Origin of the sequence: Bifidobacterium parmae, assembly GCF_002860365.1 — a bacterium.
In the GTDB taxonomy this organism is placed as follows: domain Bacteria; phylum Actinomycetota; class Actinomycetes; order Actinomycetales; family Bifidobacteriaceae; genus Bifidobacterium; species Bifidobacterium parmae.
This window is the reverse complement of the sequence record NZ_NMWT01000027.1, coordinates 1-19015: the sequence shown is the minus strand read 5'-3', so window position 1 is coordinate 19015 and position 19015 is coordinate 1. Positions and strand designations below refer to the sequence as shown.

At 65.4% G+C, this 19015-nt stretch carries 14 protein-coding genes and 1 other RNA gene; 2 read left to right on the top strand and 13 right to left on the bottom strand.

All coding sequences use genetic code 11. The features are described 5' to 3' along the window. Positions 1-18: 18 nt before the first annotated feature. The 4 genes from Uis4E_RS08875 to Uis4E_RS08860 all read right to left on the bottom strand — a co-directional run bounded on the left by Uis4E_RS08875 (position 19) and on the right by Uis4E_RS08860 (position 5988). Positions 19-951, bottom strand: a complete 933-nt coding sequence (locus tag Uis4E_RS08875) for a carbohydrate ABC transporter permease (protein ID WP_101622814.1) — start codon at positions 949-951, stop codon at positions 19-21. A 381-nt stretch (positions 952-1332) separates the two neighbouring features. Next, positions 1333-2379, bottom strand: a complete 1047-nt coding sequence (gene trpD, locus Uis4E_RS08870) for an anthranilate phosphoribosyltransferase (protein ID WP_101622813.1) — start codon at positions 2377-2379, stop codon at positions 1333-1335. Positions 2380-2538: 159 nt separating this feature from the next. Further along, on the bottom strand, positions 2539-4119 hold the full coding sequence (locus tag Uis4E_RS08865) for an MFS transporter (RefSeq protein WP_101622812.1): 1581 nt from the start codon (positions 4117-4119) through the stop codon (positions 2539-2541). A 33-nt stretch (positions 4120-4152) separates the two neighbouring features. Next, positions 4153-5988, bottom strand: coding sequence for a glycosyl hydrolase 115 family protein (locus tag Uis4E_RS08860; protein WP_165784931.1), 1836 nt, complete (start codon positions 5986-5988; stop codon positions 4153-4155). Between the two features lie 368 nt (positions 5989-6356). Here Uis4E_RS08860 and Uis4E_RS08855 point away from each other — a divergent pair, with 368 nt between their 5' ends. Then, positions 6357-8615, top strand: a complete 2259-nt coding sequence (locus tag Uis4E_RS08855) for an extracellular solute-binding protein (protein ID WP_101622810.1) — start codon at positions 6357-6359, stop codon at positions 8613-8615. A 133-nt stretch (positions 8616-8748) separates the two neighbouring features. On the opposite strand, the gene secA is transcribed toward Uis4E_RS08855, so the two are convergent. Both secA and hpf read right to left on the bottom strand, forming a co-directional pair. After that, the gene (gene secA / locus Uis4E_RS08850; RefSeq protein WP_034529768.1) at positions 8749-11670 is read right to left on the bottom strand and encodes a preprotein translocase subunit SecA; all 2922 of its coding nucleotides are present in this window, start codon (positions 11668-11670) and stop codon (positions 8749-8751) included. A 250-nt stretch (positions 11671-11920) separates the two neighbouring features. Beyond that, complete coding sequence (gene hpf / locus Uis4E_RS08845) at positions 11921-12589, bottom strand: ribosome hibernation-promoting factor, HPF/YfiA family (protein ID WP_101622809.1); 669 nt, start codon at positions 12587-12589, stop codon at positions 11921-11923. A gap of 268 nt (positions 12590-12857) precedes the next feature. On the opposite strand from hpf, the gene rnpB reads away from it, so the two are divergent. Then, an RNA gene (gene rnpB / locus Uis4E_RS08840) (RNase P RNA component class A) lies at positions 12858-13234 on the top strand. Positions 13235-13292: 58 nt separating this feature from the next. Here rnpB and Uis4E_RS08835 read toward each other — a convergent pair. The 7 genes from Uis4E_RS08835 to Uis4E_RS08805 form a co-directional block, all read right to left on the bottom strand. After that, entirely contained in the window at positions 13293-13913 is a 621-nt protein-coding gene (locus Uis4E_RS08835) for a regulatory protein RecX (protein ID WP_243394498.1), read from the bottom strand. 1 nt (position 13914) lies between these two features. Then, the gene (gene recA, locus Uis4E_RS08830; RefSeq protein ID WP_101622808.1) at positions 13915-15135 is read right to left on the bottom strand and encodes a recombinase RecA; all 1221 of its coding nucleotides are present in this window, start codon (positions 15133-15135) and stop codon (positions 13915-13917) included. Positions 15136-15457: 322 nt separating this feature from the next. Further along, positions 15458-15691 (bottom strand): DUF3046 domain-containing protein, encoded by a 234-nt coding sequence (locus Uis4E_RS08825; RefSeq protein WP_034529776.1) that lies wholly within the window; start codon positions 15689-15691, stop codon positions 15458-15460. Positions 15692-15695: 4 nt separating this feature from the next. Then, a complete protein-coding gene (locus Uis4E_RS08820) occupies positions 15696-16214 on the bottom strand; it encodes a helix-turn-helix domain-containing protein (protein WP_101622845.1) in 519 nt (172 codons plus the stop codon). A gap of 93 nt (positions 16215-16307) precedes the next feature. Further along, the gene (locus Uis4E_RS08815; protein ID WP_101622807.1) at positions 16308-16904 is read right to left on the bottom strand and encodes a CinA family protein; all 597 of its coding nucleotides are present in this window, start codon (positions 16902-16904) and stop codon (positions 16308-16310) included. Between the two features lies 1 nt (position 16905). Then, the gene (gene pgsA / locus Uis4E_RS08810) at positions 16906-17550 is read right to left on the bottom strand and encodes a CDP-diacylglycerol--glycerol-3-phosphate 3-phosphatidyltransferase (RefSeq protein ID WP_101622806.1); all 645 of its coding nucleotides are present in this window, start codon (positions 17548-17550) and stop codon (positions 16906-16908) included. 82 nt (positions 17551-17632) lie between these two features. After that, a partial coding sequence (locus tag Uis4E_RS08805; protein WP_133125439.1) for a DNA translocase FtsK occupies positions 17633-19015 on the bottom strand: 1383 nt, incomplete at its 5' end.

The following is a 19015-nucleotide window of genomic DNA, read 5'->3' as shown; positions in this document are numbered from 1 at the left end:
TCCTTCGTCCTTGCCGTGTCAGTCATCGTAATGCACCCAGAACCTCGAAAGGGCGAAGTTGATCCCGGTGAGCGCGGCCACGATCAGCACCATGATCCAGGCCATCGCCGAGGCGTACCCCATCCTCAGGGAGGCGAATCCCTGCTGGTAGAGGTAGAGCGTGTAGAACAGGGTCGAGTCGGACGGGCCGCCGGTGCCGCCGGAGACGACGTACGCCTGCGTGAACGTCTGGAACGAGTTGATGACGCTCATCACCAGGTTGAAGAAGATGATCGGCGAGAGCATGGGCAGGGTGATCGACCGGAACCTGCGCCATGGGCCGGCGCCGTCGACGCTGGCCGCCTCGTACAGTTCGCGTGGGATCTGCCTGAGGCCCGCGAGGAAGATGACCATCGGCGAGCCGAACTGCCAGACGTGCAGGGCGATGAGCGTCCAATTGGCGGTGTCCGGGTTGGCGATCCAGCTCATCGACGTGTCGACGCCGATGAGGCCGAGGAACGCGTTGAACAGGCCGTCGGAGCCGAACACCATCTTCCACAGGACCGCCACGGCGACCGAGCCGCCGAGCATCGACGGCAGGTAGAACGCGGAACGGTAGAAGGCGAGGCCCCGCATGCCGCGGTCGAGCGCCACGGCGAGCGCGAGCGCGGCGGCGAGCTGCAGCGGCACGGAGACGACCACGTAGGTGAGCGTGACCGCAAGCGAGTGGAGGAACCGTGGGTCGACGAGCATGTGGCGGTAGTTCATGAGCCCCACGAACCGCGGCGGTTTGATCATGTTGTATTTGGTGAACGAGATCGCCAACGAGTACAGCATGGGGATCAGGCTCAGAAACACGGCTCCGATGAGCCATGGGGCGAGGAATCCCAATGCCACCTTGGTGTCCTTGGGCCGTTCCTTGGGTGCGCGCCGGTTCCTGACCAGCGTGCCGAATTCCGTGAAAGCGCTCATGACGTTCCCTCCGTCATCGCCGTTCGTCTCGTGCCGTCCGGCCTTCGTCGGCCGGTATGGTTGCAAGGATATCAACGCAGGCGCCTCGCGTCGCGGAGCCGCGATCGGTCGCGGGGAGCATCGCCTTCCCGAACGTCATGGCCCCTCCTTCGCCGGTTCCCGTGGTTTCTCCGTTGCATTGCGTCCCCACCGCTTTGCGAGGACACCGTCAGGCTAATGTCTGCGGTGCCGTGCCTGAGGGTTGTTGCCACAGGTTGCCAAAACCTGGTGGGCGACGGGTCGGGGCCGACGGAGACGCTTCGGAGACGACGATGCCCCGGCCGCCGGTTGGCGGTCGGGGCATCGGGGGCATGGGCCCGGAACGGGCCGGGGCCGTTCGGATCAGGCCTTGGATTGGGCGACGGCGATCCACTTGTCGAGCAGGGCCGCGGCCTTGCCGGAGTCGACGGTCTTCTCGGCGAGCGCGTACGCCTCGCGGAAACGATCGGCCAGCGTGCCGTCGGCGACCAGATGGCCGTCGGCGACGATGGCGGAGGCGGCGTTGAGCAGCGCGGTGGTGCGGGCGGGCACGTCCTTGCCGGCGAGGAAGTCGCGGAACGCCTGGGCGTTGACCTCGGGCTCGCCGCCCTTGAGCGTCGTGACGTCGATCTTCTCCAGGCCCAGTTCGACGGTCGGGTCGAATTCGGTCTCGGTGACCTTGCCGTCGCGGATCTCCCACACGGAGACCGGACCGGTGGGCGCGAGCTCGTCGAGACCCTCGTGCGAGGTGTACACCATGCCGGACTGGCCGTTGGCGGCGTACACGGCGGCCATGATCGGACTCACCTCGCGTTTGGCGCAGCCGATTGCCACGTGCGCGGGCTTGGCCGGGTTGGTGAGGGGCCCGAGCACGTTGAACACGCACGGGATGCCGAGCGCGGCGCGGATCGGGCCGACGAAGCGCATGGCCGGGTGGAAGGTGCGGGCGAACGCGAAGGTGATGCCCACCTCGTCGCCGATCTCGCCGACGGCCTCGGGGCTGAGCCCCAGCGGCAGGCCGAGCGCCTCGAGCACGTCGGCGGCGCCGCACTTCGACGAGGCGGCGCGGTTGCCGTGCTTGACGATCTTCACGCCTGCCGCGGCGGCCACGACCGAGCCCATCGTCGACAGGTTCACGGTGGAGAATCCGTCGCCGCCGGTGCCGACGATGTCGGTGGTCTCGCCGGAGACGTTCAGCGGCACCGCGTGCGACACCATGGCCTTGGCCGCGCCGGACACCTCCTCCGGGGTGAGTCCGAGCTGCTGCTGCATGGCGAGCGCGGCGCCCACGGCCGCCGGGTTCGCGTTGCCCTTCATCAGATCATCGACGAACCATTCGGATTCCCCGGCACTCAGATGGTCTCCCCCGACCAGCTTGGAGAGAATCGACTTCCATGTGATCTCTGCCATTGTTCCTCCTTGGCGCGTTCGGCGCCCGATCCATCAGTAACGCCGCTCATTGTAACCCCTGTGCGTTTCGCTCCGACGGAACTTCCATATAGCAGAACGCGGGCGAGGGCCTCCCTCGGGAAGGCCCTCGCCATCGGATCCGCGGGACCGGCCGGCGGATCATTCGGTGGTCTGCGGCCAGCACTGCTCGTAACGGATGCCTGTGAGCTGTTCGACGACCTTCTTGGTCTCCGGGTCGACGTCCTTCTTCAGGCCGCCGTTCCTGAGACGGTCGATCTCCTTGAGCAGGATGCCATCGGTACGCTTGTCGAGCTTGAAGGTCAGCGCGATGATCCAAGCGATGATCAGGCCGATGATGACCCAACCGATGCACACGAACGCGATGCCGTTCTGGGCGGAGATCGGCTGGCTCGGATACTGCATCGCACCGGAGGCGTCCTTGGCGGGCTTCACGAAGCCGGTCGTGGCAAGGTACAGGCCGATGAACGTCGTAGCGAGACCCGAGGTCAGCTTGCGCAGGAAGAGCTGGAAGCCGACGAATACGCCGGAACGGTTCTTGCCGGTGACGATCTCATCGACATCCGGGATGAACGGAAACACGTTCCACGGGATGAACCAGACCATGGCGCGGAAGATGAACCACCACACAGACACCACGAAGGCGAGGACGGTCCACACGTTTTGGGGCATGGTACGCTGAGCCTGCCACAAGCCGAACAGACCGACCAGACCGATGATGCCGCCGGCGAAGTTCAGAGAGAACATGTTGCGCGGGCCGAGCCTGGCGAACAGCCAGCCGAAGACCGGCTTGAACGGTTCGGCGATCAGGGCGAAGCTCAGGAGCAGGGAGGCGAATGCGGCGGTCTTGTTCCAGTCGTAGATCACGAAGAACAACCAGGTCTGGCCGAAAACGTCCATGAAGGTCTGGCCGAGCAGGTAGATGAGGACGTGCTTGCGGAAGGACTTGATACGCAGCGTGGAGAAGTATCCGACGAAGATGTCGGCGACGTTCTTGAGCCACTTGCCGAAATCGAACGGCTGCCCGGCCTCCGCCTCGATCTTCTCGACATCGAAACCGGCCTGTTCCGGCGTGAACTCCCATGTGGACTTGTAACAGATGAACAGCGCGATGCAGAAGAGGCCGATCAGACCGACCATGGAAATCTGATAGGCGTAGGCGTGATCCTCGCCCATGCCGGCCAAGGCCGCCGCCATGAGCAGGGAGATGCCGGAGCTGGTCACGCCGGACACGAACATGCGCACGGTGGACAGCTTGGTACGTCCGTCAAAATCCGTGGTCATTTCGGTAGGCAGGGCGGAGTACGGGGTCATAATCAGCTGGTTGGCGATAATCCACAGCGCGTAGCCGATGAAGTACAACCAGACTGGCAGACCGGGAATCCACACGATCGCGGTGACGAGGAGAAGCGGGATGCCCGCCATCAGGAAGAAACGGCGGCGACCGAACCTGCGGCCGATTCTATACCTATAGAAATTGTCGGATAGCGTGCCGACCACCAGTGCGGCAAAGGCGGACAGAATGGTGGCGATGCCCATAATCGATGTCGCCTGGTCGACGGCCAGCCCGGCGAAGGTCACCCAGAAGACGGGCAGGTATGTTGCCGTCTGGCCGAAGCCGCCGCCGTAGAAGTCGCCGAGGCCGAAGCCGAAGGCGTTCTTCATCGTAATCTTGCGTCCCTGGGGCGCCTTGGCCTCGGGGGTCTTGTCATGCTGCGTCATTGCATTCCTTTCCTTAGGTTGCGTCTGCGGCGCTCAGTGCCGCCACTTGGTCTTCATGGCGGCGAAGATCTCGTCGTCGGTGGGATGGTTCTCCATGTTCATGATCACGAACACGTCCTTCTCCCATTCGGGGTAGGTGAAGTCGCGCAGCCACTGGTAGTAGTGGGGGCCGTCGCCGACGCATCTGAGATAGCCCATGAGCTGGCGGGAGACCCACGCGGACTGCTTGACGTCGGTCAGGCAGTCGTTGCGCCAGAAGCCGGCCCACTTGCCGTGTTCGCGGTCGCGCATCGCCCGGTCGCCGGCGTCGAACTCCTCGGCCGCGAGACCGGCCTCGTAGAACGCGCGCTTCCAGTCCTCGTCGTATCCGGCGAGCAGCGCGTCGCACACGTGCACGGAGGCGGCCACCGAATGCTCGTAGATACCGGCTTCGACGCCGATCGAGTCGCGGATAAGTTCGGTCGCCGCGTCCTGCCCGCGCAGTTCGGCGGAGATTGCGGCGAGCTCGACATGGTCCGCCAGGTCGGCGTAGCGTGCGACGGCCGGGGCGATCAGCGCACGGTAGAACTCGATCTGCTCCTTGAGGCTCGGGGCGTCATGCATCCAGCGCAGGTCCTGCGCCGGGGCCTGACGGTCCCTGAGCCACTGGGTGATGAGCATGCGCGGCACGTGGTTGAAGTACTGTTCGCCGGCGTGGTCGTCCCAGTTGGGGCCGTACTGCACGGCGGCCTTCCAGTACTCCTCGTACAGGTCGAACACGGCGTCGGCGTTGTCCTCGCCGTAGTAGTCGGCGGCGTACGCGCGGGCGGTCCTCTCGAAGTCGATCCTCCCCTCGCGCCAGATCGCGGCGATGAAGTTGAGGAAGTAGACGTGCGGCTTGACGTTGGAGGCGTTGACGATCCACACGTCGTCGCCGCCGTTCGCGATCACGTCCTCGAGCTCCTTGGCGACGAGACGCGGGTCGTTGGTGATGTCGGTGGTGTGGTTGGCGGCCTGCAGGTCGTAGAAGCTGGCGTGGTAGTAGATGCCGTTGTCGCCGTCGTTCGTCGGCATGGCGGGCACACGCGGGTTGTTGTTCTCCTGGCGGCGGGAGACCATGCGCCCGAAGCCGTTGTCGGCCCAGATCTTGGCGACCTGCTTCGGATAGGTCAGGACGCCGGCGCGGTAGAGCTCCATCGCCTCGCCGTAGAGGTAGATCACGCACTGGGCACCCGGGTCGGCCGCCTGCACCATGTCGTACTGGCGCTGGATGATCTCGCTCAGCAGCCTGCCGCGCGCCTCGTCGGTGGCGTAGCGCGGGTCGAAGTTCCAGAACGGCTGGTCGCCCTGGCCGCGGAAGCCGAGCGTCCACACGGTGCGCTTGCCCTTCTGCGCCTCGATGGCCTCGCGCCACAGGGCCTCGAAACGGGGCTCCTCCTCGGGCCACTTGGGTTGGACGCCCGGGTAGGCGGAGGCGAACATGCGGGCGCCGAGCGGGCAGGCGTGATGCTGGTTGATGTAGAAGCCCATGTCCTGGGCGAGCTTCAGATGCGGCTCGCCGCGCTGGCCGGAGCCGGGGATGACCATGTTGCCGCCGAGACGGTACACGGTCTCGAAGGCGAGCCTCCACGGCTTCTCCTTGTCGTTGTCGACCTGCCAGTCCTCGAGCAGGACCTCGTCGTTGATGAAGAACCCCTTGTACTTGACGGCGGTCGGCTTGGACGTGAGCGTGAAGTCGTCGGCGACCTCGATGGCGGGGACCGGCGCGAACCGCTGGTCGTTCCAGAACCAGAGGTCCTTGACGCCGAGCACCTCGCGGCTGACGGCGTAGAGTCCGTAGATGAAGCCGAAGTCGTCGCCGGCGTGGATCTCCAGATTGCCTTCCGCCACACGTACTTCATAGGTTTCCGGATTATGAGGGCCTACGACCAGCACGATATCCGCGCCTGATCGCTCCGAGGGCACGGTGACGGCGGCAAGATCGCGCTCGACATCTTCAACCGCATATGCCACCGCCCTGGATGGCGTAGCACCAGTCACTTTCGTGGTGGCTGTGATGGAAATAGACATGGTTCCTCCAAGTGAACTTGTCTGTCTGTTGCTTTCCGCGATACCGTCCGCTTCCACGCGCCTCGTATCGCTGACATGATTCATGTTCGTCTACTTCAGCAAGCCCGTTGCGCTTGTTGCCCAAGGTTGCCATAATATTGCCGAACGTTGTTGTTTACCCATGCAACACCCGTTGGAGGGAAGCCACCATGGAGCGCGCACATCATAAAGCCACCATCTACGACATCGCCCGTGAAGCCGGAGTCAATCCCTCCACCGTATCCCGCGCACTCAATCAGCCCGGTCGCGTCGCGGCAAAAACCGAGTTCCGCATCCGCCATATCGCCGAGAGGCTCGGCTACCTTGCCGTCGATTCCGGCCGCGACGTCGGTACGATGCCGGCCACCGGCATGGTGGCCGCCATCGTACCGACATTGACCAATCCCCTGTATGCGGCGACGATCAACGCCATGCAGCGCCGGCTTCAAGCCAAAGGATACGGCCTGATCACATTGGGCACCGATGAACAGCCTGTGGTGGAGCGCAAGGCGATGTCGTACGTGATGCGCAACGTGGATGGCGTGGCATTGATTTCGCCGCGTTTGAGCGAACCGGACATCCGCCGCATCCTGCTGGTCAAACCGGTCGTATTGCTGAACCGCTCCATTCTGGGCATGACCAGCATCACTATCGATATGGCTCGAGCCATCGATGATGCGGTACGCAACCTCAAGGCATGCGGACACTCCTCCATCACCTATCTGGCAGGCCCGACAAGTTCCTGGTCGAATGAGTATCGACGCCGGTATGTTCGCGCGGCCGCCTTCCACTACGATATGACCTACCGGGTGGTACGTGAATGCGAGCCGGACGTCTCGGGCGGCATCAAAGCCGTAAACCAGTACCTCATTCGTCCTACCGATGCCGTATTGGCGTTCAACGACGCGCTGGCAGCGGGGTTCATCACCGCCGCGCGACGCAATGGTCTGCGCATTCCGGAGGATGTATCGGTCATCGGGGTCGATAATACGGAGATGTCCGCCATAATCACCCCCTCCTTGAGCACCATCGACATGAAGATCCCCGACATGGCGGAGCATGCCGCCGATGCACTGATCAGGATGATACGCAATCCGAGCGGCACCCGTCCGGAATCGATAACGTTGACCGCCGACTATCGTCTGCGCGATTCGGTGAATGAGCATAAACGATCGACCATGAAGCTCGGACCGTATGCAGAGATCAGACAATCGAGCGACACCATCGTGCTCACCATGCTGTCCAACGCGTTCAATGAGACCATGCCACGCCTGAACGAATTCATGCGCACGCACCGTCATATCGTCATCGACCCCATTGAAGGGCGTACGCAGGAGAACACACTGTCGCTGTACTGGGAGCGCGTCATCAATCACCGTTCGGTTCCGGATATCATCAATGTGGAACGTACCGCCCTTCCCCAGTTGGCGGCATCCGGCGCGCTGCAGGATCTGTCCATGGAACGTGTCGCATCCGAATTGGAGCCCCTCGTGGACAAAGCGGCATGGAGATCGGTGCATTATGCCGGCAGACTGTATGGCATACCAGGCGACCAGTCACAGACCGTGATGTTCTACCGCCCCGACCTGCTGAAGCACTACGGACTTGAAAAACCACGAACCTGGGACGAACTCTACGAGGAAGGCGTGGCGTTGCATGCGCGCAATCCCAAACGGTACATGGGCATGATCGACACGAACGACGTGCAGCATTACCTGTCGTTTTTCCGTTCGGCCAGAATAAAGCCATGGACCGTGGAAGGCGATTCCACCATCTCGTTCCATATGACCGACGACACGACGTTGTCCATCGCGCGGTTTCTTCAGCAATGCATCGACGACGGTGTGCTCAAGGCCGAACCTCTCTGGGACAGCCGCTACATGCCATCGCCGGAGTCCGGCACCTATCTGACCATCACCTACGCGAACTGGCTGGGAAAGATACTCTCCGGATCCTATCCAGCCGACAAGGGACTGTGGAAGGTGTCTTTGCCCCCGGCCTACACGGATCCGGTCATGATCGCCACATCGGAGATAGGCGGTTCCGCATTGGCGGTCAGCTCCGGCCTGTCCCCGATCCGCCTCAAGGCGGCGTTGACGTTCATCCGCTGGTTCCAACTTGACCCGGCATCAGTCGACCTGCGTGCGCCGGGCGGCGTATCCGCCGCAGCCGGATATGTCGAGAATCCGATGCGGCGGGGCACCGTGGACCCGTATTTCGGTCAGCCGATCTACGATATCTACGCCAAATCGGCGGAACGGGTCAACAGGGATTGGGACAACCTGCCGTTCTACAGTCAGCTCGACGCGGAATTCGCACGTCTCATAGTGCCGGCGTTGAAACCGGGCGGCCGCAGCCAGGATCTGTTCGATGAATGGGAGCGGCGGCTGAAGATCTACGCCATCTCCCAAGGCTTTGCGGTGAGGTGACGCAGCTTCTCCGAGGAACCCGCATCACATCATATATGACTGAGGGGAGCCCCGCACTTTGCGAGGACTCCCCTCAGGCCGACCATGTCATAGAAGCACTAGTTCTACGGCCCATGCCCTATGACACGGCGGCTCACTTCTCGTTCTGGCCGTGGCACATCTTGTACTTGCGGCCCGAACCGCACGGGCACGGGGCGTTGCGGCCGGTGCCCGGGAACGTGCGGCCGTCGGCCCACGGGGTCTTCAGCTCCTCGTTCTTCGGACGCTTGTTGGCCGGGACCTTGCCTTCGGCGTGGCTGATCGGGGCGGGGCCGGAGATGGCGGACGTGGTCTCGCCGGCCTCGGACGCCTTCGCGGCCTCGGCGATGGCCTCCTTCTCGGTCTCGTCCTGCTCGGACTCCTCCTCGACCTCGCCTTCGGCGGCCTCGGCCTCGCTCTCGCCGTCCTCGTCGGGGCCGGCGGCCTCGGTGGCGGCGGTGATGCCGAGCTCGCTTTCGGTGGCGTCGACGGCCGCGTCCTCGTCGGATTCGGTGGTCGTGTCCTCGGTGCGGGCGACCTCACGGATGTCCACGTGGAAGAGCAGCTGGACGGACTCCTCCTTGATGGCCTCGACCATCGAGTTGTACATCTGGTAACCTTCGCGCTGGTATTCGACCAGCGGGTCGCGCTGGCCCATGCCGCGCAGGCCGATGCCGTCCTTGAGGTAGTCCATCTCGTACAGGTGCTCGCGCCACTTGCGGTCGAGCACGGCGAGCACGACGCGGCGTTCGAGCTGGCGCAGGCCCTCGGCGCCGAGCGTGTCCTCGAACTCGGCGTACTTGGCCTTCGCGTCGGCGACGATCACGTCGCGCACCGCCTCGACGGCCTTCTCGCCCTTCTTGCCTTCGGCGGCCTCCTTGACCTCGTCGACGGTCACCTCGGTCGGGATCACGGTGTTGAGCGCCTTGAACAGGCCCTCCCAGTCCCAGTCCTTCGGCTTGTCGGAGCCGTTGTTGGCGCCCTTGACGTAACTGGCGACGGTGTCGGAGATGAAGCGCAGGATGTCCTCGTGGATGTCCTCGCCCTTGAGCACGGCCTGGCGCTCGGAGTAGATGACGGTGCGCTGCTTGTTCATCACGTCGTCGTACTTGAGCACGTTCTTGCGGATCTCGAAGTTCTGCGACTCGCGCGCCTTCTGCGCGGTGCGCACGCCCTTGGAGACGCTCTTGGCGTGGATCGGCTCGCCCTCCGGCAGGCCCTTGGCCATGACGCGGGCGACGAGCTGCGTGTTGAACAGGCGCATCAGATCGTCTTCGAGGGACAGGTAAAAGCGGGATTCGCCCGGATCGCCCTGACGGCCGGAACGGCCGCGCAGCTGGTTGTCGATGCGGCGGGACTCATGGCGTTCGGTGCCGAGCACGTACAGACCGCCGAGCTTCTTGACCTCCTCGTGCTCGTCCTTGACCTGCGCCTTGACCTCGGCGAGGGTGCCCGGCCAACGCTTCTCGTACTCCTCCGGGGTGTCCTCCGGGGAGTATCCCTCGGACTTGAGCTTCGCGTCGGCGAGGAACTCGACGTTGCCGCCGAGCATGATGTCGGTGCCACGGCCGGCCATGTTGGTGGCGACGGTGACGGCGCCCTTGCGGCCGGCGACCGCGACGACCGCGGCCTCCTTCTCATGCTGCTTCGCGTTGAGCACCTGATGCGGGATCTTGGCGACGTCGAGCAGCGTGGAGACGACCTCGGAGCTTTCGACGGAGGCGGTGCCGAGCAGCACCGGCTGGCCCTTGGCGTGGCGGGCGGCCACGTCCTTGACGATGGCGGCGAGCTTCTCCTTCTTGGTGCGGAAGATGAAGTCGTCCTTGTCCTGGCGGATCATCGGGCGGTTCGTCGGGATCGGCAGCACGCCCAGCTTGTAGGTGCTCATGAACTCGGCCGCCTCGGTCTCGGCGGTGCCGGTCATGCCGGCGAGCTTGTCGTACATGCGGAAGTAGTTCTGCAGGGTGATGGTCGCGAACGTCTGGTTCTCGGCCTTGACCTCGACGCCCTCCTTCGCCTCGATGGCCTGGTGCAGGCCCTCGTTGTAGCGGCGGCCGGGCAGGATGCGGCCCGTATGCTCGTCGACGATGAGCACCTCGCCGTGGGTGACGACGTAGTCGCGGTCGCGCAGGAACAGCTCCTTCGCCTTGATCGCGTTGTTGAGGTAGCCGATGAGCGCGGTGTTGCTCGGCTCGTACAGGTTGTCGATGCCGAGGTAGTCCTCGACCTTGGTGATGCCCGGGTCCTTGATGCCGACGACCTTCTTCTTCTCGTCGACCTCGTAGTCCTCGTCGCGCACGAGCTTGAGGACCAGCTTGGCGAAGGTGCGGTACCAGCGGGTCACGTCGCCTTCGGCCGGGCCGGAGATGATGAGCGGGGTGCGGGCCTCGTCGATGAGGATGGAGTCGACCTCGTCGACGATGGCGTAGTGGTGGCCGCGCTGCACGAGCTCGCTCTTCTCCCACGCCATGTTGTCGCGCAGGTAGTCGAAGCCGAACTCGTTGTTCGTGCCGTAGGTGATGTCCGCATTGTACTGCTTGCGGCGTTCGGCCGGCTTCTGCTCGGTGATGATGCAGCCGACGTTGAGGCCGAGGAAGCGGTAGATGCGGCCCATGAGCTCGCTCTGGTAGCTGGCGAGGTAGTCGTTGACGGTGACGACGTGCACGCCCTTGCCTTCGAGCGCGTTGAGGTAGCTCGGCAGGGTGGCGACGAGGGTCTTGCCTTCGCCGGTCTTCATCTCGGCGATGTTGCCCCAGTGCAGGGCGGCGCCGCCCATGAGCTGCACGTCGAAGTGGCGCTGGCCAAGCGTGCGCTTGGAGACCTCGCGCACGGTGGCGAACGCCTCGGGCATGATGTCGTCGAGCTTCTTGCCGTTGTCCAGCTGCTGCTTGAACTTCGGGGTCTGCGCCTTGAGTTCCTCGTCGGAGAGCGCCGAGATCTCGTCCTCGAGCGCGTTCACGGCCTTCGCGACGTTCTCGAGTTTCTTGATCTGCCGGCCTTCGCCCATGCGCAGGGCCTTGTCAACGATATCTACCACTGTTCGCTCCTGTGTCGTTCGTTAGCGCTCTACATTCGCCCGTGGACCACCGGCTGCCCGCCGTCGGTCCACGACGCGCATGCAGAGACACACTGCCGATTATCTTACGCGATATCGGCGATAAGCCTGTGCATTTCGCCAAATTCGCCAGAATCATGTCGATGGGCCGAGACGCGGTGAGGGCCGCGCAGTCGACTGCGCGGCCCTCACCTATCGAATCGGATCGGATGTCCGGTGCGTCGGATCGACGTCACTCGGCGGCCTTCACGTTCTCCGGGGTGTCGATCTCGAACACGCCGTAGCTCCAGCCGTGACGGTGGTAGACGACGGACGGGCGTCCGGTCTCCTTGTTGACGAACAGGAAGAAGTCGTGTCCGATGAGCTCCATCTCGTACAGCGCCTCGTCGATGCTCATCGGCTCGGCGATGTGCAGCTTGCGGCGGATGACGATCGGGGTGTCGCCCACCTGCACCTCGACGGATTCGCCGGGGCCGAGATCAGAGGCGACGGCGGCGGCCGGGCTGTTGTTCGGCTCCTCCTCCGGGCTCTCCTCCTCCACGACCGGCGGCTCGACGACGCCCATGTCCACCGGGACCGGGTTCGTGTAGCCGCGGCGGTGGTCCTTGCGGCGGTCGCGCGTGCGGCGCAGACGCAGCGTCAGCTTGTCCATGGCCAGGTCGAGCGCGCTGAACTCGTCGGCGCTCGACGCCTCGGCGCGCACCACGGTGCGGCCGGCGATGATGGTGATCTCCACGCGCTTGGCGGTGTCCGCCTGACGCGGGTTGCCCTCATGCGACAGCACCACCTGGGCGCGCTGCGCATCGGGCGCGATAGCGGTCACACGATTCATCTTGTTCTCTACGACATCACGGAACCTGGGCTTGACCTGCGTGTGACGTCCGGTAACGACGATTTCCATGTGGACCTCCCTTGACTCAAGCGGTTGCCCGCTATTTGCGTTCCGTACGGCGTCTTCACCGTCCGGGTACGCCCCATTCTAGACGAACCGCGCGTTAAGGGCGGGAGAACTCGCGGAAAGATTATCGACGCTTCGTCATTTTCCCGTTCCGGCCCCGCAACATCCGCATGATTGCATGGGTTTCGCATGTGCGCGAATCCGCGCGCCCCGCGTGTCTTACAGCATGTTCCGAGGCGACGTGTCGGACGGTCGTGTATAGTGGTGCGGTCGAGACCCCTTGATGGCCGCGGCACAGGTCCCGCATGGGACCCGGGCTGAGGAACTTCCGGGCTCCGCAGAGCACGATGGCGGATAACGTCCGCCCAGGGCGACCTGAGAGATAGCGCAGCAGAGAACAGACCGCCCGTCCTCGACGGGTAAGGGTGAAACGGCGGTGTAAGAGACCACCGGGCCCCTGGCAACAGCGGGCCGCATGGCAAGCCTCATCGGGAGCAAGGCCAAGCAGATGGCGGTAAGGGCTGCTCGCCCGTGCCATCGGGTAGGCTGCTAGAGCCTGGCGGCGACGTCAGGTCGAGATGGATGGCCATCCGTGCCGCGCGTTCGCGCACGGCACGACAGAACCCGGGGTATAAGGGGTCTCACCTCATTTGTCTTGATGTGATTTCGGTTCAGGAAGCCCGGCTTACGGATGATTCGGACCGGGTCACCGGAACAGCTCTGCGGCGACGCGGCGCAGCGTTTCCGCGTCATGTCCCTTGCGCCCTCCGGCCGACCAGAACCGGCGCATGCGCACCTGCCGGTCGAGTCCTTCGGTCTTGCGGGCGATCTTGCGTCCCAGCTCCCATGCGGCGTCCTCGAACGCGCCGTCCGCATCGGCCTCGCCGGCGACCTGCTCGGCCATCGACCGCGTGACGCCTTTGCGCGTCAGTTCCGCGACGGCGCCGCGACGGCCCATCATCCTGCCCACGCAGTACCGCATCGCGCTTTCGGCGTAGTCGCGGTCGTCGAGCAGACGCACCTGGATCAGACGGTCGATGACGCCGTCGACCACGTCCTCCTCGTATCCTTTGCCCAGCAGACGGTCGCGCAGCGCGCCGGACGAGCGGGGCGCCGCGTCGAGCAGACGCAACGCCGCCTCGCGGCATGCGTCGAAGTCCGCGGCGTCGTCGCGTCGTCCGGCGCCGCCGGACACGTCGGTTATGACGGGCGACGCAACGGGATGGACACGGCCCGGACGGGACGCCGGGCATCCGGTCCTTCTCTCGTCGTCCGCGGGGATGCGCGAATCCCCCATCCCCGCGAGGAACGCCTCGGCGCTGATCATGTCAGGCCTTGTCCGGCGTCTTGGCGTCCGCCGGCTTCGTCTGGCTCTTGGACGCGCCCTTCGCCGGGGCCTTCGCGGCCGTGTTGGATTCGCTGGCCGCCACCGACTCGGTGTTCGCGTCCGCCTCGGAGGCGGCCTTGGTGGCGTCGTCCTCGGCGAACTGGTCGGTCGGCTGGATGAGGCCGAACTCGGCCTTGACCTTGTTCTCGATCTCCTCGGTGATGGCCGGGTTGTCCTTGAGGAACTGGCGCACCTTCTCGCGGCCCTGGCCGAGCTGGTCGCCGTCGTAGGTGAACCAGGAGCCGGACTTCTTGACGACGCCGACCTGGATGGCCATGTCGAGCGCGGAGCCCTCGCGCGAGATGCCCTCGCCGTAGAGCATGTCGAATTCGGCGGACTTGAAGGGCGGTGCCATCTTGTTCTTGACGACCTTGACGCGCGTGCGGTTGCCGATGGCCTCCTCGCCGTTCTTGATGGTCTGGATGCGGCGGATGTCGAGACGGACGGACGAGTAGAACTTGAGCGCCTTGCCGCCGGTGGTGGTCTCCGGGCTGCCGAAGAACACGCCGATCTTCTCGCGCAGCTGGTTGATGAAGATGGCGGTGGTGCCGGCCTGGGCGAGCGCGCCGGTCATCTTGCGCAGCGCCTGGCTCATCAGCCTGGCCTGCAGGCCGACGTGGCTGTCGCCCATGTCGCCGTCGATCTCGGCCTTCGGCACGAGGGCGGCGACCGAGTCGACGACGATCACGTCGAGCGCGCCGGAGCGGATGAGCATGTCGGCGATCTCCAGCGCCTGCTCGCCGTTGTCCGGCTGGGAGACGATGAGCGAATCGGTGTCGACGCCGAGCTTGCGGGCGTACACCGGGTCGAGCGCGTGCTCGGCGTCGATGAACGCGGCCACGCCGCCCTTGCGCTGGGCGTTGGCGACCACGTGCAGAGCGAGCGTGGTCTTGCCGGAGGATTCGGGGCCGTAAATCTCGATGACGCGCCCCTTGGGAAGGCCGCCGATGCCGAGGGCCATGTCGAGGGCGAGCGAACCGGTGGGGATGACCTCCACGTTCTGCTCCGGGCGGTCGCCGAGCCGCATGGCCGAACCCTTGCCGAAGCTCTTCTCCACCTGCGCCAGCGCGGTGTCGAGCGCGGCCTTGCGTCGCGCGTCGAGGTCGTCCTTGCCGCCGGACGGCTGCCCCTTGCCCGATGCGGCGCTAGTCTTCTGTGCCATGGTGTTCTCCTTCACGGTTGCGGCGGATTGTCGTTCCCACGGTAGGGGGACGGCCGCCGCCACGGCAAGGAGAACCCGCCCCTGTGGTCGGAGCCCCGCCTCTTCGGCGTCGCACGGGACGCGCCGCAGGGCGATGAACCCAATCGGGACAACGGTTTTCCGCCATGGCGCGGCATCGCCGCGCGCAACGCAGTTGGTTATCGCTGTGGATAACTATAGCGCACCGGCACGAACATTTGTTCGACTTCACGAAAAGTACATATATCGGCGCGTCGTCCGCGCCGCCCGCATTGCCCGCGCAGCCGGACGGATCGCTCCCCGCTCATCGCGCGGGCATCGGCGGCGCGTTGTGGTCCCGGCCCCAACGTTCGGCGTCGGGAATCCCCATCTGGTCGCACAGCACGTTCCAGACGACGCGGGGCTCCTCCCCTGCGTCCAACGCCTCGACGACCGTCATGTTCGCCAACCGCGGCAGCTGCTGGTCGCGGGAGAGCGCCCGGCCGTAGCTGCGGCCGAACACCTCCTCGAGCAGCTGCCAGAACTCGCGTTCCCTCACCGGCTCACGCCCCGACCATGTCGAGACGGTCGGCGACCATGCGCAGCAGCTGCGCGGTGCTCACGCCGAGCGCCTCGGCGATGGAGCTGAGCAGTTCGGAGCTGGCCTCCTTCTGGCCGCGTTCCACCTCGGACAGGTAGCCGAGGGAGACGCCGGCCTTCTCGCTGACCTCGCGCAGGGTCTTGTGGTCGCGCGTGCGCAGGTCGCGCAGCACGCGGCCGATGGCCTCGCGCAACGTCAGCTCCGCAGGTTCGCGCGTCTCCGCCTTCGCGGCCGGTTCGGCCGTCGCGGCGGCGCGCGCCGGGCGCTCCTCGCCGTCGGTTTCCGCCCACATGCGGCGGCGCGCCTCCTCGGCCTCGGCCTTCGCCTTCTTGGCCGCACGCGCCTGGATCATCTGCTGCTGGGCGAACATGACCGCCCGGCGCTGCGCGGGGGTGAGCTCGCGCATGCGCGCGGTGCCGGGGCGGACCATCGCCGCGGCGGGCTTCATCGTCGTCTGTTCGGTACGCGTCATCGTCTCCATGGTTCCCATCCCTTTCCTACGGGGTCTCGTATCACTCGATACTGTTCCCAACAACCGGACTACGCGGACTATTCCCAGAGCGAAGCGAAAACCTCAGAACGTTGATGTGAACTGGCTCACGTTCTGCAGCACGCGCAGGACGGTGCGCTCCCGCACCTGCTGCCGCGTGCCGTCGAGACGCAGTTCGACGGCGATGGTGCGACGGCCGTGGTCGTCGGTCGCGTCGAGACGCACGGTGCCGATCGGCGTCTCCGCCCCGATCCACGTCCCGCGCGGGTCGGGCGCGAGCGCGGCCGCGGCTCCGGGCAGCGACACGCCGATGTAGACGAGTCCGGCCGGCTTGTCGCCGTCCGGCCCGGGGCCGGCGACGCCGGTGGTGGCGAGGCCGATCACCGTGTCGCCGTCCTCCGGCTGCGCGTACAGGCGAGCCGTCGCGATGGCCATCTGCCGCGCGACCTCGGGGTGCACGGCGCCTTCGCGGGCGAGCAGCGCGCGGTCGACGCCGAGGATCGACGCCTTCGCGCGGATGTCGTAGGTGACGGCCGAGCCGAGCAGCACGTTCGACGCGCCGGGGATGCGCACGAACGCGTCGGCGAGCAGGCCGCCGGTCAGGGATTCCGCGCAGGCGATCCTCAGGCCATGCGATTCGCAGGTCCTCAGGATCGCCGCGGCGAACGTGTCGCGCTGCACGTCAGCGCTTCCTCGATCCGATGAACGTGTTGTACAGGTACACGCCGCCGGAGTAGAGGCACAGGACGAGCGCCACGTAGAGCAGCGCGTAGGTGAGGAAGTAGTAGGCGCTCAGCCACATGGGCACGGCCTGGCCCTCGTCGAACACCCACAGCGGCAGCAGCAGCATGGACAGGCCGATGCACTGGAAGAGGGTCTTGAGCTTGCCGGGCCACGCGGCGGCGATCACCTTGCCGCCGGGGCGTTCCATCACGAAGAAGCGCATCACGGTGATGCCGATCTCGCGCACGAGGAACAGGATGGTCGCCCACCACGGGAATTCGGCGAACACGGAGGCGACGACGAGCGTGCCGCAGGTGAGCAGCTTGTCGGCGATCGGGTCCATGAGCTTGCCGAGTTCGGTCACCTGATTGTATTTCCTGGCCATCCACCCGTCGAGCTTATCGGTGGAGGCGGCGATGATGAAGATGATCGCCGCGGCCCAGCGCAGGGTCTGGTCGTCGCCGCCCCACGGGCCGGCCTTCACATACAGCACGAGGAACACCACGACGAGCACGATGCGCGAATAGGTGACGAGGTTCGGCGGGGCGTTCCATCCGTCGAACAGCGACGGCTTCTTGTTCTCTACGATCTGTTCGTCAGTCATGGTCTTCACGTTACCCTCACTGCTCTACCTTGAAAGGGGAACGGCCTGACGGGTTCCTGAAAGAATCCCGTGAGGCCGTCCGTCACGCCTGCGCCGCGCCCGCCGATTGCGGCGCGGGGCCGTCGCCGCGGATGAACGCGAGCACCGCCTGAAGGTCCTGCGGCTGGACGAGCACCTGTCGCGCCTTCGAGCCCTCGGAGGGGCCGACCACGCCGCGCGATTCGAGCAGGTCCATGAGACGGCCGGCCTTCGCGAAGCCGACGCGGAGCTTGCGCTGGAGCATCGACGTGGAGCCGAACTGCGTGGTGACGACGAGCTCCGCCGCCTGCAGCAGCACGTCCATGTCGTCGCCGATCTCCTCGTCCGGCTCGCTCCCCTTCTTCTCCGCCTCCTTGGCCATCTGCTCGATGTCCTCGCGGTATTTCGGCTTGCGCTGCGTGCGCACGAACTCGACGGCCTTGCGGATCTCCGATTCGGACACCCACGAGCCCTGCACGCGCTTCGGCTTCGCCTCGCCCATCGGCAGGAACAGGGCGTCGCCCTGGCCGATCAGCGTCTCGGCGCCGGTCGTGTCGAGGATGACGCGCGAGTCGGTGGCCGAGGAGGTGGCGAACGCGAGACGCGACGGGATGTTCGCCTTGATGAGGCCGGTGACCACGTCGACGGACGGGCGCTGCGTGGCGAGTACGAGATGCACGCCGGCGGCTCGCGCCAGCTGCGTGATGCGCTGGATCGAGCTTTCCACGTCGTTCTTGGCGACCATCATCAGGTCGGCCATCTCGTCGACGACCACGAGGATGTACGGGTAGGGCGCGACCTTGCGGTTCGAGCCGGCGGGCGCGTGCACCTGCCCGGCCCGCACCGCCTTGTTGAAGTCCTTGACGTGGCGGAATCCGAAGTATTCGAGGTCCGAGTAGCGCGCGTCCATCTCCTTGACGACCCATTCGAGCGCCTGCGCGGCCTTCTTCGGGTCGGTGATGATCGGCGTGAGCAGGTGCGGAATGCCCGCGTATGCGGACAGCTCCACGCGTTTCGGGTCGACCATGATGAGGCGCACCTGATCGGGCGTGGCGCGCATGATGATCGACGTGAGCATCGAGTTGATGAAGCTCGACTTGCCGGAGCCGGTGGCGCCGGCGACCAGCAGGTGCGGCATCTTGGTGAGGTCCGCGGTGACGAACTTGCCCTCCACGTCCTTGCCGATGCCGGTGAGCATCGGATTCGGGTCGGCGAGCGCGCCCTGCGAGCGCAGCACGTCGCCCAGGTGCACGATCTCGCGGTCCTCGTTCGGGATCTCGATGCCGATGGCGGATTTGCCGGGGATCGGCGAGAGGATGCGCACGTCGGAGCTGGCGACCGCGTAGGCGATGTTGCGCTGGAGGTTGGTGACCTTCTCGACCTTGACGCCCGGCGAGAGCTCCACCTCGTACTGGGTGACGGACGGGCCGCGCAGGAAGCCGACGAC

Excerpts from the sequence above, each read along its gene's own strand:
- Uis4E_RS08875 (WP_101622814.1), bottom strand. The coding sequence starts at position 951 with ATGAGCGCTTTCACGGAATTCGGCACGCTGGTCAGGAACCGGCGCGCA.
- trpD (WP_101622813.1), bottom strand. The coding sequence starts at position 2,379 with ATGGCAGAGATCACATGGAAGTCGATTCTCTCCAAGCTGGTCGGGGGA.
- Uis4E_RS08865 (WP_101622812.1), bottom strand. The coding sequence starts at position 4,119 with ATGACGCAGCATGACAAGACCCCCGAGGCCAAGGCGCCCCAGGGACGC.
- Uis4E_RS08855 (WP_101622810.1), top strand. The coding sequence starts at position 6,357 with ATGGAGCGCGCACATCATAAAGCCACCATCTACGACATCGCCCGTGAA.
- hpf (WP_101622809.1), bottom strand. The coding sequence starts at position 12,589 with ATGGAAATCGTCGTTACCGGACGTCACACGCAGGTCAAGCCCAGGTTC.
- Uis4E_RS08835 (WP_243394498.1), bottom strand. The coding sequence starts at position 13,913 with ATGATCAGCGCCGAGGCGTTCCTCGCGGGGATGGGGGATTCGCGCATC.
- recA (WP_101622808.1), bottom strand. The coding sequence starts at position 15,135 with ATGGCACAGAAGACTAGCGCCGCATCGGGCAAGGGGCAGCCGTCCGGC.
- Uis4E_RS08820 (WP_101622845.1), bottom strand. The coding sequence starts at position 16,214 with ATGGAGACGATGACGCGTACCGAACAGACGACGATGAAGCCCGCCGCG.
- pgsA (WP_101622806.1), bottom strand. The coding sequence starts at position 17,550 with ATGACTGACGAACAGATCGTAGAGAACAAGAAGCCGTCGCTGTTCGAC.